The 14,016-nt window shown below is 64.1% G+C and carries 13 protein-coding genes; 3 read left to right on the plus strand and 10 right to left on the minus strand.

Going from position 1 to position 14,016, the window contains the following annotated elements:
* Window positions 1-31 precede the first annotated feature (31 nt).
* Genes I2456_RS24425 through I2456_RS24435 form a run of 3 tightly spaced genes read right to left on the minus strand, consistent with a single transcriptional unit; the run spans window position 32 to window position 2,491 of the window.
* Window positions 32-955 (minus strand): conjugal transfer protein, encoded by a 924-nt coding sequence (locus I2456_RS24425; protein ID WP_073877513.1) that lies wholly within the window; start codon window positions 953-955, stop codon window positions 32-34.
* A 10-nt stretch (window positions 956-965) separates the two neighbouring features.
* The gene (locus I2456_RS24430) at window positions 966-2,048 is read right to left on the minus strand and encodes a hypothetical protein (RefSeq protein ID WP_046182038.1); all 1,083 of its coding nucleotides are present in this window, start codon (window positions 2,046-2,048) and stop codon (window positions 966-968) included.
* Complete coding sequence (locus I2456_RS24435) at window positions 2,045-2,491, minus strand: hypothetical protein (RefSeq protein WP_007172165.1); 447 nt, start codon at window positions 2,489-2,491, stop codon at window positions 2,045-2,047. The genes I2456_RS24430 and I2456_RS24435 overlap by 4 nt, the downstream gene beginning before the upstream one ends.
* A 130-nt stretch (window positions 2,492-2,621) precedes the next feature.
* Here I2456_RS24435 and I2456_RS24440 point away from each other — a divergent pair, with 130 nt between their 5' ends.
* From I2456_RS24440 to I2456_RS24450, 3 genes are all read left to right on the plus strand, one after another.
* Window positions 2,622-3,005, plus strand: coding sequence for a helix-turn-helix domain-containing protein (locus I2456_RS24440; protein ID WP_073877511.1), 384 nt, complete (start codon window positions 2,622-2,624; stop codon window positions 3,003-3,005).
* The gene (locus tag I2456_RS24445; RefSeq protein WP_007172163.1) at window positions 2,995-3,813 is read left to right on the plus strand and encodes a hypothetical protein; all 819 of its coding nucleotides are present in this window, start codon (window positions 2,995-2,997) and stop codon (window positions 3,811-3,813) included. The genes I2456_RS24440 and I2456_RS24445 overlap by 11 nt, the downstream gene beginning before the upstream one ends.
* Window positions 3,814-3,951: 138 nt before the next feature.
* A complete protein-coding gene (locus I2456_RS24450; RefSeq protein ID WP_040624276.1) occupies window positions 3,952-4,191 on the plus strand; it encodes a hypothetical protein in 240 nt (79 codons plus the stop codon).
* Between the two features lie 199 nt (window positions 4,192-4,390).
* Here the strand turns inward: I2456_RS24450 and I2456_RS24455 are convergent, their stop codons facing one another.
* The 7 genes from I2456_RS24455 to I2456_RS24485 form a co-directional block, all read right to left on the minus strand.
* Window positions 4,391-5,794: a type IV secretory system conjugative DNA transfer family protein gene (locus tag I2456_RS24455; protein ID WP_040624275.1), complete on the minus strand. Its 1,404-nt coding sequence runs from the start codon at window positions 5,792-5,794 to the stop codon at window positions 4,391-4,393.
* 94 nt (window positions 5,795-5,888) lie between these two features.
* Window positions 5,889-6,710, minus strand: coding sequence for a DUF2637 domain-containing protein (locus tag I2456_RS24460; protein WP_080691135.1), 822 nt, complete (start codon window positions 6,708-6,710; stop codon window positions 5,889-5,891).
* 65 nt (window positions 6,711-6,775) lie between these two features.
* Window positions 6,776-8,320 carry a type VII secretion protein EccE gene (eccE, locus tag I2456_RS24465; protein WP_007172159.1) on the minus strand — a complete coding sequence of 515 codons (1,545 nt, stop codon included), beginning with the start codon at window positions 8,318-8,320 and terminating at the stop codon, window positions 6,776-6,778.
* Entirely contained in the window at window positions 8,320-9,957 is a 1,638-nt protein-coding gene (locus I2456_RS24470) for a S8 family serine peptidase (protein ID WP_040624272.1), read from the minus strand. The genes eccE and I2456_RS24470 overlap by 1 nt, the downstream gene beginning before the upstream one ends.
* Window positions 9,957-11,453 carry a type VII secretion integral membrane protein EccD gene (gene eccD / locus I2456_RS24475; protein ID WP_007172157.1) on the minus strand — a complete coding sequence of 499 codons (1,497 nt, stop codon included), beginning with the start codon at window positions 11,451-11,453 and terminating at the stop codon, window positions 9,957-9,959. The genes I2456_RS24470 and eccD overlap by 1 nt, the downstream gene beginning before the upstream one ends.
* A complete protein-coding gene (locus I2456_RS24480; RefSeq protein WP_007172156.1) occupies window positions 11,450-12,331 on the minus strand; it encodes a MinD/ParA family ATP-binding protein in 882 nt (293 codons plus the stop codon). The genes eccD and I2456_RS24480 overlap by 4 nt, the downstream gene beginning before the upstream one ends.
* Before the next feature lie 768 nt (window positions 12,332-13,099).
* Window positions 13,100-13,981: an ESX secretion-associated protein EspG gene (locus I2456_RS24485; RefSeq protein WP_157859019.1), complete on the minus strand. Its 882-nt coding sequence runs from the start codon at window positions 13,979-13,981 to the stop codon at window positions 13,100-13,102.
* Between the last annotated feature and the right edge of the window lie 35 nt (window positions 13,982-14,016).

The raw sequence follows: 14,016 nt of genomic DNA on the forward strand, positions 1-14,016 counted from the left end.
CAATCCCTCTTTCTCTCAACGTGAGTGATGGTCAGTGCGGTGCTACCGCCGTGGTGGGCACCGGTGTCGGTGTCGCGTCAGCCAACAGCGGGATCGCGTCGATCTGGGCAACAAACCAGGTGCCGCCCACCGAACGCAGCGTCAGGGAATAAGACAGCGATACGAGGGTGTAATCGGATCGGCGCGCCGAAACATCGATGTGCGTGGCTAATTCGTTGTTATCGGAGGGAGCATCGGGTGGAGTGTTGTCGGCCTGAGCAGCAGTCACTGTGGCCGAGGAGTACGACCCTACGGCTGTGATGCCCGAGTCGGTGGTGATAAACCGTTCCAGTCCACCCGAGGTGGTTAAAAACGACGTCGCAAACCCAGACAGCATCGTAAAAAGTGGGCTGTTGGCAGCGATTGGTGCTGAATAGCCCAGCGGCACATAGGCTCCCGGAGGCGGCATATCGACTCTGCTGATCCGATCAAGAGCCTGAATGCCCATATCCCGGTATACCGCCACCGGCAGCTGGTAGAAAGCCGTCGTCGGCGGCGCCGACGGGTAGGGCAGTTCGTCGATTTGAACCTTCACGCTATAGAGCACGATGTCGTTGGAAGAGGTCTTGCGCTTAGATGCCCACGCCGCCGGGTTCGACACCGTCATCGACGATGTCGTGGGCAACTCGTACTTTTGTCCCCCGGGAAAGCAGCGTGTCAAATTCGAAGCACCCGAGGTGGTTCCGACAAGTAGCCCTTTCACGCAATTCACGGCGAAAGCCTTCACGGGATCGGTCTCGTTGATCACGTCGCGGGCCACCGCCGCCACTGGTGCTGGTTCAGGGGGAAAGACAAACCCCCACAGCAGGGCGATACCGTTGATGGACGAACTGGCCACAAGAATCACAAGAGCGACCCGGCCGGCGCTGTGGCCCAGCACCGTGATGCGCTTCTTCCATACGTTGCTGATTCTCACCACATCGTCCTCATGTCGCCTGGTGCCCAATGACTTTGATGCTCGACACCGCGAAGGTTCCATCACTGGGATCGGTGTCGTGTCCCGACCCAAAGCCGGTCGGGTCAGGCCCGTTGGTCGGTTCCGGGCCGGTGGCCGGGGTGGGCCCACCCAGGATTCCGCCGAACGGTCCGCCGTCTGGGGCCGACACGCTGGGCTGGGGGGCTGCGACCGGACGGCTGGTGTGCCGAATGATCACAGTGATTTTTGAGGCGCTGATCCCGGGAATCAGTTTGACCGCTTCGCCGTGAGCATTGCCGGTGTCCTGGTCGACGACCGTGTGCGCAGTGTCATTGAACTGCCACTGCAGCAACGTGACCACCCGATGCTGTAGCCATGGGTCACCGCCGGACCCCTGGGCCGCAGCAGTATCCCCCGGCACGATACTGACCGCCGTGATCACGTAAGCGCGTTCGATTCCGGCGGGCCCGAGCGTGATATAGAGCGGTTGTCCATCCGTATGCCGCACGCAGATCCACGGCGATGGCTTGTCGGGATCGGCAATCGATTTCGCCGAAGTTGAGGCGCCCGCCGGGCAGTCGGCTGAGGCGGTAAACGGCAGTGGGTGATCGCCGCCATCAGCAGGAGTCGGCGCTGGTGCTGCCGCCATTGTCGGTGCGGGGCCCGATTTGACTGCGTGCTGGCGCAGACTCGGCGAAGGGTTGTCGGGACCTGAGAGTGTGACGCCCAGCGTGGTTATCACCGTTGCCAACAACACGACGCCAGCGAACGCGCCGAGTACCCACGGCGTAAATCGGCGCGTACGCCGCTCCGCCTCGTGATCTAAATCAGCGTCGGCACCGGGGCTTTCGTTTTCTGCCGAGTCGGTGTGGTCGTCGCCGTCGGAAACGAACGCACCCGCAAAGGCGTCGGCACTTTGATCCTCGCCGAAGGGTGCGGCGTCGTTGTCGCTGATCGCGCCATCATCATCGGGATGCTCGTCGGCTGACTCCCCGGCCGCGCCGCTGTCGAGGGTGTCTTGGTCGTGTTCTGCATCGGCGTCGAGATTCACCCCAATCTGACGCAGCCATTGCTGATCAGAAACCGAGCTCACGGCCGCCGCCGCCCCGAACGGTGCCCGCTAGCCCGGCGCGGCGTGAATTTGCGCCGGTGATGGTAGGTGGCCGGCAAACGCTGCACACGCGGCAATGCCGTCGCCGAAACCTTGACATAGCCGTCGTCGCGGTCAGAGGCCAAGCCGGTGTCCTCACCGCGCACCACATACATGCGTTCGCGATGAGCAATTACCGGCGGCAGCGGTGTGGATGGCGCCGCCTGCGGTGGGCCTTGGGGAGCGGTCCGGCTCCAGTCCTGCTTAAGACGCTCCTCGTCGGCCGCCCCTCGGGCGCGGTGTGCGCCTATTAGCTTGGCCGCTCCCCACAAGCACGCCGCCGCGACCAGCAACGGAGCGAGTTTGATGAGCAGTTCGACGATCGCCAACACGATCGCGGCGATGACTGTCATCAGCACTGCGGCCGTCGCCACAAGCCCCTTCATCGCGGTGTCCCTTCGTCGTCTCGGCGCCGCTAAATCGGGTGGGCGCCTATGCACGCAACCGTAAGCGGTAATAGGCAAGGTTGTCCACATGGTTAGACGATAATGGTTGCGTTTAGGTAGTTTTGTGGGCGTGATTGCACCTAATGATGGGCCAGCGCGACTCGACTACTTCGTCTCTGAACGGCTGGCGGTCCTGCACATGTCCCGTGTCGAACTGGCCCGCCGCGGCGGACCCAACCGCTCGACACTGCACAAATCCAGTAACGGCTCACGCACCATGTCGCTGGCCACGCTGGCCCGACTCGATGAGGCGCTCGGGTGGGCCCACGGGTCGTCAAGGGCGATCCTTGACGGCGGGGTCCCAGCCACACCACCGCCCCAAGACACCCACGTACACACCGTTTTGCACGCCGTCGAAGGCCTCGTCGAGCAATGCCACTCAATCTTGGCCGACGCCCGTCAGCTGCTCACCGAACTCCTGACAAGCCGGGACCCGGCCGAGCATGCCCGCTGACATTTTCGACGACCAACGCCGAGCATGGATAGCCGCACACGCTGGGATATTTGTCTTCCAAAAGCGTCGCGCCGAGCTGCTCGCCAAAAAGATTCGCGCTCGCACACGCAGCCATGTTGGTGCCCGACCCGACCCACACGACGACGTCGTCGCCCTGCCACTACCGATGCGCTCCGCCACCTCAGCCAGCGGATCATTTGAAGTCGCACTGGTGCTAACCTGTGCGGCCATCGCGCCGCTGGGCTGGTTGGCCGGCAAACTCGCCTACGGACTAATCGTCACGCTCATCCCCGAGCGGCTCCGCGCTTACCCGATACCGGCACTGCTCTGGGGCGCCGCGCTCGCAGCGCTGCCCTTGCCGTTCTATAACCCCTCCCCTAGTCTCTGGGGCGAGCTGATCATCCCCTGGCTTCTAACACAACTGCCCGCAACCCTGCTCACCGCAGCCGTCTGCGGGGTCCTCGAAGGCTGGCTAGCCGTGGAAGGATCCAGCGACTGGTGGCCACTGACACCCCAAGCTGTCGAGGTTGACGACGACCTCATTCTCGGGCCGACGCTGCCCATCACCACCGTCTTAGATCCACTCCCCGAACCGGGCTCCGCCCGCCGCATACCGCCATCCCTGCACGCGCGCCGGCGAACCCCACCACCTATCCACTGGGTCCCCATCCTTGGCGGGACTGCGGTCATCGCAGCGATCTCCATCTGGTGTCTCATTTGCGCAATCAGCGTCCTGTTCGGCTCCACCAACCAGCACCTCGACACGGTCAGCTCCCGGTCAACCTCGATGCAGCTATTCGCGAACTGAGTTCGCTGCTCGGGGCCAACTCTGGCGCGCTGATGCCTACACCGCTTTGCAAAAATTGGGGTGTGAGCGGGGGGTGGCGGCACAGATACGGTTCAAGGTATGGATCGGGGTACGACCGTAGACGCAGTTGTGCATCGGGTGTTAGCCGCGCTCGAGCGAGCTGGCCAGGTTTGTGACACGCCGCCGGGTTCGCAGTCGCTCGAGGCGATGCGGCAACAGATCATTGCCATGCTCAGCGATCCGCCGTGGTATCTCAACACCTCGGCCGGGCAAGTGCTGTTCTTGAAGATCCTGCGTCAAATCGCCTCAGACGCAAGCGATATCGTGAAAAACACGCGTCAGGACCCAGGGTCATGTGAGGGCAACATTCGTCGGTAGGTCCGCAGCTGGAGTGCTACTGCGGACACGGCCAGCGTCGAGAAACGCTTGATCGCGTCGACAGCAAATTAGTTGCAGCACAGGCAGATTACACGGTGCAGCTACCCGGAGCTGCCCAGCGGTCGCACTTGGGAAGCTGGACGCGAGCACCGAGACCAATGCGTCAGTCATAGATTGCGCCCGTCGCGGCAACCGCCCGTCAACCCCACTGCGCCTTTTTGATTCGCCGCTGAACCGCCTGGTCGAACAGAGCCAGGAACTCGGTCCAGTCTGGAATATGAACTCGCTCGCCAGCCGTGCCGCGCTGCAACAGCTGGGCTTCTTCCCGGCTTTGGGGAAGCAGTTCCTGCCAACCGATCGCCTGGCCGAATTGCGACGATTGGCCCCGACTCCCCCCTGTGGGCTCATAGGCTTCGGTACGTCGGGTTGTCTCTCCCAGCCAATGTGAGGCCTGTTCGAGCAAATGGCGCTCGTGAGCTCCATACATGATCAGCGTGCCCGGAAACATCTCCCGCAGCGCTTCAGCGTACTTGGACCCAAATACAACGTCGAAATGCGCCGACGCCTGCACCGTCGCCAAGATGTTGACACCCAGTCCCGCTGACTCCCCCACGTAGGTCAACAGATCCGGCAACGGACATGAGTTACATACCTCGTCGAGTTCCAGCAGCAGCGGATGCGTCAGTTGATGATTGGCCATCTTGCGGCGGAAATGACGCACGATGGAATCGATCAGAGCCACCGCGGCTCCGGCGACCGAGCCGGTGTTCGGGGCGATCACAAACAATGTGGCGTCCGGCTCATCAAGCATGTGGACGTCGAATGACTCCACAGCGACACGTTCGACCGCGCTCAAGTACGGTGCTCCCTCGTCGGCGCTCAAACCCAAGCGCAGCCACGGTGTTACGGCCTTGGACACCGTGATCTTGATGCTGTCACGCAGCCGGGAATCCATCCCGGCGATAACAGAATACAGCGGGGCCGCGAGTTTCGGTTGTTCGCAAAGCCCGTAAGCGGTCAGCCACGACGGGCGTCCGAGCTCGGGGATGGGTTGGTCGCCGCCGGTTTCGTCGATACCGAAATCCTGCACGGCATCGAGCACCCAGGGCATTCCCAAACTGTTGCCCTGCGGGCTGGCCGCGTACAGCAGGCATGCCAACGGCGGTGCGGCCTGACTTTCCCAAAGCCCGCCCGCAGCAACAGCGTTGCCGCCCGATGCGCCACTGAAACCCACGCCCGAGGTCGCGAGCATGGTCTCAGCAACGGTCAGTGCTTCATGGGCGCTGGCGATCGTGCGGGTCGGGTCGGTGACCATACGCCTAACCCCGGCCGGCCATACCTCAGTGTGCTCAGGCCGCAGATCAATCACACCGGTAATCCCGATATTGCGTCGTGTTAGAACAAGCTCTGCCAGGTCGGGTTTCGACGACACCAAAACTTCCGGCCCAGGATGCACGAGCGCCGCCGGGGCCAAAATCCTGCGTGTTTTACCCGTACGTGTTGGTGCGCTTACCAGAATGTGAGGTGCTGTCTCCGCACGCACGGCAACGTTTTGGCGATTGTAGGTGAGGCCGCAGTACGGGGTGTACGGTTCGTTGACCACTACGTCATCATGGGCGCCACTGGCCGCGAACGTCTATCAAAGCAGCGACATTCGCGATCGCCGGACGTAGGTCACTGCGGCGGAAGCTTCGGGTTTACACCGCCGCTGCCGAGTGGAGCGCCGTCGCCAGTATCCGGTTCACCGTTGTGTGGTGCAGCTTGAGTTCCTCTGAGATTTCACCCGGCTTTTGCCCGTCAGCGTGGCGGCGCAGCACAGCGTCAATGATTTCTGCAGGCTGCTTGGTTCTTTTCGATGCCATCACTGTGCGTACGGCGTGTTCATGACGCTCTCGCGGGGGCACAGCGGCGTCCACTCTTGGAACCGATGACAGCGACCGGTCCGGCTCGACCGCCACCATGGCCCTATCACGCTCACCTGCTGAGGACCCAGCGACTGGCAGAGGTGTCGCCGACAGGGACACCGGGACGTCCTCCTCGACGAGGGCCGGCGGCGCCTCGGCGCGGCTGTGTAGGAGCCGGGTCAGGGCTACCAGCGCAACGGTGGCCTGCGCGGTCGTGACGTCAATGATCAGCGGCCACAACCATGCCAAGCTTGGGCGGATACCGCACCGGATAGCCAAGCTGCACAACGCATCAAATGACAGGCGAAACGCACCGGCCCCCAGTAACAGCGTCATGATCACCGCCGCCCAGAACGTCAAGGTGGGCCGGCGGTGCACCTTGATGAGCAGCGAGAGCCCTTCCGTGGACCCGAGCAATACCAGAGGTGGGGCCGTGGCCACCGCGGCCGCCAGCGCCGGGGCGACGTGATCGGCCTGCACGATCGCGTGTAACGCGTTGCCAGCGATCGAGGCCGCGCTTGCTCCTATCAACACCACCCAAAAGAAACGCACTGCGCGCCGGTGGGTTTTCGGATCGGTATCGGCGGGAGTGCTGCGGGCGCTATCGCAAGCCATACCCGCAATCGTGCACTCCCACCCCGGTATTCGTCTACCAAAGTCAGCCACATTGGGAGGATCGATTACCGCAGATAAGCATCCTCGTTGCGGAATGTCACAGACCTCAACGTGGTGCGAAAACGCTGTGTTTTCACGGTGATTCGCTCGCCCCGCTGTTCGATACGGATATCGGGTGCAGCGCTGGCGGGCACATCGCCGACCGTGATCGATGTGCGCGCGGGTGGGTAGTTGTTGACGCGACCATTGTGTACCACCATCGTCGGAGGACGTGGCGGCTGGGCTGTGACGTCGCGCGTCGTCCAGATCCGTGGGGAAGCAGACGTCATTGTCCAACGCCCAGTGGGGTCGTAAACGGCGACCTGTTCGCCTGCTGCGGCCGCCCGGCGAATCAGCCGTTTCACCGCCTGGTCATCATCGGCGTGCAGAGCAATTCGGGTGGGGGCCGCGGGATCTGATATCGGCATCAACAGCATAGCGTCTCGCAGTTCACCCAGCAGAACACCCGATGCGCCGGCTACGACAGCTGTGTTGAGTTCGGTAGTTACTGGCGTTGATGGCAACCTCAGCCGCCTGCACCCAGGCAAGGTCAGCGCCAACGCTTCCCACTGTCGGCCCGCCATCGGGTTGAGCACCAGCCGCGGCGAGCTGGCAAGCGGTTGCACGGTGGTCAACCGGACGAGGGCTGAAGCCCGCACGCCGGCAGGATCGCTGCGCAACGCGATCACCAGGGTCGTGTGGTCGCTCTGGTAGGCCCACACGTCGTCGAGTTGAGCAGAGCGCACGTCACTGGCGCTGAAGAAATACGCTGTGACATAGGCCTTCCCGCCGCGCTGCAGATTCGTCCAGCGGTCCTGGTAAGAAGCTGTCGCGTTTTCGGGCCCACCCAGGCTGGCCGCTACCGCGTCGTTCATCTGCGCTGCGGTCAAAAGCCTTGCACGACAGTTTGTTTGGCACAGCGCTCTGGTGATGCGCTGAGAAGCCGCCACCGCCGCGCCGATCGTGTCTCGCCGCCACAGCAGTCCAGGCAGAATGCGGTCGCTGCGCGTATCGAAGCGGACTACCAACGTCACGCTACGCTGACCGGCCGCCGGCAGCCCCCGTAGCGCCGCTTCATACAGTTCGGCATAGTTGTCTCTGGCTGTGCGGCTGCCCTCGCAGATGATGTCGACATCAACACTCAACCCGCAGCGCTGCATCTCTTGTGCGATTACGCTAATCGGCACGGTATTAAGTGTTTTGGTGTGGTCGGCGTGCAATAGGGTGGGGATGTAAGGCTTGCCCAGCACAGTGATCATCGTGGACACGGTGTGCCCGTCGATCACAACACCGACTGTGTGCTCGTTGAGGGTGACATCGACCGGTTGAGGCAGCTGGAGTCTGCGCACCCGGCGGCGCGTCCAGGACATGGCCCGCCACGCCCACTGCCACACGGTGCGCTCCCGGAAGGTCAGCACACAGATCACCAGTCCGGTCGCGGCGCCGCTGGCGACGGCGATCGGCCACGAATCCAGCGTGGCGCTCAGTGCCAGCGCAACCAGACCTGCGACCACTTCGCCGGTGACCACGGCGCGGGGTGCGATACGGGCCGAGACAAACCGTTGCTTCATCAGATTCGCTCCCTGCGACGCGAGACGGTCAGGCCCACAGCAAGTCCCAATACGCTGACGACGGCGAGACCGGTGATGGCCATCGCGACCCAGCCCGGACGTGCGTCGCGTGGCGGGGGCGGGGCCGGCACTTTCAACTGGGCGCGCTGAACCCCGGGGGCAAACGTCTCACCCGGCGGCACATCCCAGGTCAGCGCCGCAACGGGGTCCACAGTTCCATAACCGACCACGTTGTCACGTCCACCAGCGGGAGGGTGCGCGGTGGCCTCTAACCGGTGGATCACTTGATGGGCTGTCAGGTTGGGAAATTTGGCCCGCACCAAAGCCGCCACTCCCCCGACGAACGCCGAGCTAAACGAGCTACCAGCGATAGGGTGCAGCTTGTCGTCATCGACTGAACCGTTGATCACCTGCCCGCTCGTCGACAGCCCCACGATGTCGGCTCCCGGCGCAGCCAGTCCTACCCACGGGCCGTGCAATGAGGCGGCGTCGCCGCTGGCGGGAACGCCGGTCGAATCGGTGGCCGACACCGCCAACGCGTAGTCGCTAAACCATGCTGGGGTGGCGATCGTTTTGACTGACGACCACCCCCGAGTGGGATCACCCGGTAATGGGTCCGGGTTTTGCCCATTGCAGCCCTGGGCATGAACGTTGCCCGCCGCGGTCACGATCACCACGTCGCGGTCAACCGCGGCATAGTGGACCGCGTCGGCCAAGGCGCTTTGATCCTGGGGCTTGGCTGTCGAGATGCACGACACCACACTGATGTTGATCACTTTGACGCCCAGATTCGCCGCGTGCACGATCGCGCGAGCCAACGAATTGATGTCACCGGCGCGGCGAACATCCTCGGGGTTGTCGACCACGCCGGGATCAACCAGGCCGAAAGTCTGCGCGGTCTGGCGAATCGACAGCAGCACCGCGTCTGGGGCGATGCCGATCAGCCCGTCTGGACCACCACCGGGCGACGGTTCCAGCGGCGCCGGCCCGCGAGCGTGGCCGAGAGTAACCGGAGACGGCGGCATACCCACCCATGATGGCTCGTCGGGCGGCGGCGGCGGCGGCGGTGGTGGCGGCGGCGGCGCCACCGTTTGGGTCACCGTGACCGTCGGCGGAGGCGGTGGCGGTGGAATCGCGCGCGGCGGCGGAGCCCCGGCCGGCGGGGCCGCAGGCGCCGCCCACGCCGGCTTGGGGACCAGTGCGAGCCCTGAAGGCGCCGCCCCAATCAGTGAAGCCACTACTGTGCCGTGCCCGTCGCAATCCGATAAGCCGTCGCCAAACGGGCCCATGACATAGTCCCCGCCAGAAACTAGGTGCGGCAGCCGAGGTTGTGCAGCCACGCCGGTATCGATAACCCCGACGACCACGCCAACACCGGTGGATTCTTTCCACGCTTCTGGCATGTTCATCAGCTGCAGCGCCGCGGGCAACTCACGCAAATCACTGCCGGGCAACACGCCGGTTGTTGTGCACGCCGCGATCTGGCGCATCGGCTGATCCGGCCCGGGTGCGGGATCGGGCGGGGGTGGCCCAGGCGGCACCACCGGGGGATCAATCGCGCCGGCCACGCCGCCAGATACGGCAACCAGTGCTGCGGCGAGCCCGATCGCGCCCAGCGTACTCACGGCTTTAATCATCAGCCGTGGACCGCATTTCGTACCACCCACAGCAGATTCAGCAGCCAGATCGCCCATGGCACAACGAAAATCAGCAGAATGTACTCGCTGACTTCGACGGCGCGGTTTACCGGTGCGCTGATCCGCGCATTGGGCACCACCAGCGCTCCAAGCAGGCCCGCCCCGGCCAACATTAGCGCTGCGCCAACACATATCAGGGTGACAACCGGCGAAGCCGGGTTGGGAGCGCTTGCGTATCGTCCGATCACCACCGCTACCGCGACGACCGCACCAACGGCCAGCATCACCGATTGATTGCGATCAACAAACGAGCGCGCCCGGAGCAGAAAGATTGCGCAAATCCCCAACGTGAATGCCAAAAACCGCCACCCGCCGCCAGTTTCGGGCATCACTGCATAGCGCGCGGCCGCCACCAACACCACAGCGCCGCCAGCCAGCAGACCCGTCACGATGGCGGTGCCGCGCCGAGCCCACGTCGCGATCTGCTCAACGGTTTCATTGCCCGGACGCTCCACCGGCGACACCGTGTTTAGGGCAGCGCCTTCTCGAGTCTCAAACACCCCCCGGTTAGTGACCGAAGGAAACCATGGCCCGGGCACTCCGGCCCCCACGATCCCGATGCTGGTTGCAAACGTCACTAGCACCAGGTCCGCTACCAAGAAGACGACCGCCAGATGCGCTGGCAGCACTCGCCAACCGCTGGCGTGGATCGCCGCCACCGCGCCCGCAGATAACCCGACCACAGCCATCCCCGCAAACACAGTCAGATAGCGGCCGGTCAGCATCGTCAATGCCGCCACGCCGGCCAACACGGTGGCCGTCGCGGCCACCACATGCCAGCCACCGGGTGGTCCCGGCACCGACATCGCCGCGCCTGCACCGGCGCAAATCAGCGCCGACCACACCAGGAAGTCCGCCGATCGGCGTCGCTGCTCATCTCGTGCCCGCGTCGCCGCCCTCGCCGACACCAAGAAAACGGCGGCTAATCCCCACGACACCGCCGCGGGCAGCCAGCCGTGCTGTTGCCACCACAACTGCGCCAACATCACCTCGGCCCACGCGACCAGCGCTGCGAAAAGCCCCCCGGCTACCCGACGCGCGACCGTGACATCGACTGTGGCGAACTGCTGGCGTGCTGAACGAGCCAGCGCCGTCGACACCTCCTCAATGACAGGTGCGAAGCGTTCGGTGGCGTCAGTAGGCAAGAGACACAACAAGTCCCCGTCGTAGACACGGCTGTCATCAAGGGATCGCTGCGGATCGAGCGGAGTGGCGTCTGCACGGCACAGTTGAAAGGTCAACGTGTCATCAAGAGGTGCCCGCCCGCGATCTTTGAGAATCGCATTGACCCGCGGGATGAGGTCCTCGATCACCGCAATCAACGCCACCCCAGCAGGCAGGACGTAATCGATGAGCGTGTCATCCCCGACCAGCAAATGAACCTTGCACAGCCGAGGGACTTCCGGCGCCTGTTGTGCGGAATTGGCGGTGGTCATCGGGCATCGGCCGCTGTCGAGAACCCTGCCGCCAATGCGGCGGCGGTCTTAAGCACCGCCCTGGCGGTCTTAGGGTTGACCCTTCGAAGGTCCAACTCGCCCGCCGAGGCGATGTGGGGGTCAAAGGGTACCTCGATAATGCGATCGTTTTTGACCCAGCTCCCGAAATGCTCCCTGAGTGTGGCGACCAGTTTGGCCGCCTCCTTACGATCCTTCCGATTGCGCGCCGGGCGAATGTGGTTGATCACCAACACTGTTCGCGACAGCAACTGGTGATAGCCTTCGTCGCGCAACCACTCGAAATTGGTGCTCGCGCCTTCGGCGCCGTCCGGGACGGCCGAGGCCACCATCAACACCGCATCGGCGCGCTCGAACACACCCTTCATCACCTCGTGTTCGAGATCGACACCGCAGTCAACGAAAAGCACACTGTAGAACCGTTGTAGACGCATATGGCCCTTGCTGAACTCATCAGCGGTCAACCCCTCCCCGCGAGCGCCTCCATGGCGCGGGGAAGCCACAACGTCTAAACCAACTTGGTTGTGGCCCGTCAAGGCCCCAACATCGGCGTAGCGATGAAGATTAAGGTCGTCGTTAATCGCACGCAGCGATGACGCCTTGGGATCCACCCGAGCCGCCAAATTTGCGGCCTGTGCCGGATCGGCGTCGACAGCGACCACTTGGTCGTTACGATTGCGTGCAAACTCACTGGCGGTCGCGACAGTCATCGCGGTCTTGCCCGAACCGCCCTTGCCACCAAGCACCACGACGGTATAAGTGCCACGCAAATTGGCCCCGATCGCAGCCTTGAGGCCACGCACTGTGCGCTCGTCGCTGGACTCACCGACGTTAATCAGCCCACCAGAAACCTTGAGCAACGCCCTGCGCCACCCCTTGGATGGCGCCTCCTTGTGTGGGGCAATCAAGTCCGTGGCGCGCAGGTGCTCTCGCAGCGCGTCCGAAGACCGTGGCGTGCCCGCGGTGCGAGGCGACGGTTGGGGTGTTGGCGCACGCCAACCATGTTCTTCTGCCGGCGGATACGGACGCGCAACCTGGCTGGGATCTGCGTGACCGGCTGGCTGCGGTGCGCCGTGACGCCCACCGAGCGCCGCCTCCGACACTCCCTGCGGTGGGCGGCCCAATTGACTTGAGGAACCGTAGCTTTCGCTGGGCGTCCCCTGCTGATGGGGACCGGCCTGCTGCGCCCACGGAGGTGGCGGAGGGGTGTCTTGGCCCTGGGGTGCCAAGGTGCCCTCCGGGGGCGAAAACCGCGGCGGCTGCCAACCCGGGGCTTGTTGGGGCGCCGAAGACGGCGCCGGCGTCGCATCCTGGGCGGGGAGCCCAAGAGCGGCCTCCGGGGGTGAAAACCGCGGCCGCCCATCATCGCTCGTCGGTTCGCCGCTGTTGTTGGGATGGCTGGGCTCAACTGCGCCTGGCGCGGGCTGCGTCTCGGGCGGCGGACCTGCCGCCAGGCCATTGAAAAAGTCGCGTTCCTCACGCTCATGCGGACTTGTCATACCGTGTCCCCTCGTCACCAGACGTATTCGAATTTCGCTTAGCGCCACATAATTTGGCCACAGCGCGACAGTAACAACCACGGTTTTCATCCGTCTACAACGGACACCATATTCGCCTGTATCGAAATTTTATGTCCGCTGATGAGTCGCCCAGCCGCGTCCCGAGGGCAAAGTTTCGAGCAGCTCGACCACAGCCGTGTGGATTGCGTGATCGGCGCCGGGCAGCAGTGTGGTCCATTGCCTGCCGTCAGGACCAACGCTGTTGCTGACAACGACGCGGCCGATCAAGGTGTCAGCCACGGTCACCGCCATCGGCGCCCGCGCCGGGCCACTGATAGAGAATTCGGCCGCGCCGATAACCGCGCGGGTGGTGCCCCGGTCGGCGACCGCTTCGACTAGCCGCGCCTGGGGAACTGAAAGTCCAACCTCTACGAGGCCCGCGATGATGTCGATGGCGGGGTTGGCCTGCCAGGCCGACAGAACTGTATTGAGTACCGCTGCTTCGCTATTGATGCCGTGGAATTGGGCCGGGTCGGCCGGCCCTATCGTGTCGACGACGACGTGCGCGATCTCGGTCCCACCCAGCGGGGTGACCACAACCTCATCGCTGGTGTCTTGGCCCGGGCGCCAGAGCCGCGCGGCGGCCACCCACGCGTTATCGCGCCGGCACAATGTCACAACTCGCTGGGGAGGCCGCTGGGCGTACCACCGTGCCAGCGCCTCGGCGGCCTCAATCGCGTCCTCCGGGGCGGTGAAGACCGCTGGTGGGCCTTCAAGCCGCTCCGGTCGGATCTCGGGGCGGGTAATCGTCACGTCAATCTCGACGTCGGGACGCCCCAAGGCCCGCACCCAAGAGGCCACGCTGGGGTCAACCTCGCCGCCCTGACAAATCCCCGCGTTTTCGAGCACCTCCATCCCGGGGTGAGCCGCGATGGTGGCCTGCACCGCCCCAATGGGCCGGATCTTGAGGGCAGGTGGCAATTGAGCCACACCGCAAAGCGCGGCTGTCAACCACAAACCTTCCGACGTGGTCGACAGCCGCGCTG

This window comes from Mycobacterium kubicae, from assembly GCF_015689175.1.
GTDB classification, from domain to species: Bacteria; Actinomycetota; Actinomycetes; order Mycobacteriales; family Mycobacteriaceae; genus Mycobacterium; species Mycobacterium kubicae.

Bases quoted from the DNA above. Each gene is read 5' to 3' on its own strand.
- I2456_RS24435 (WP_007172165.1), bottom strand. From the start codon at position 2,491: ATGAAGGGGCTTGTGGCGACGGCCGCAGTGCTGATGACAGTCATCGCC.
- I2456_RS24445 (WP_007172163.1), top strand. From the start codon at position 2,995: ATGCCCGCTGACATTTTCGACGACCAACGCCGAGCATGGATAGCCGCA.
- I2456_RS24460 (WP_080691135.1), bottom strand. From the start codon at position 6,710: ATGGCTTGCGATAGCGCCCGCAGCACTCCCGCCGATACCGATCCGAAA.
- eccE (WP_007172159.1), bottom strand. From the start codon at position 8,320: ATGAAGCAACGGTTTGTCTCGGCCCGTATCGCACCCCGCGCCGTGGTC.
- I2456_RS24470 (WP_040624272.1), bottom strand. From the start codon at position 9,957: ATGATTAAAGCCGTGAGTACGCTGGGCGCGATCGGGCTCGCCGCAGCA.
- eccD (WP_007172157.1), bottom strand. From the start codon at position 11,453: ATGACCACCGCCAATTCCGCACAACAGGCGCCGGAAGTCCCTCGGCTG.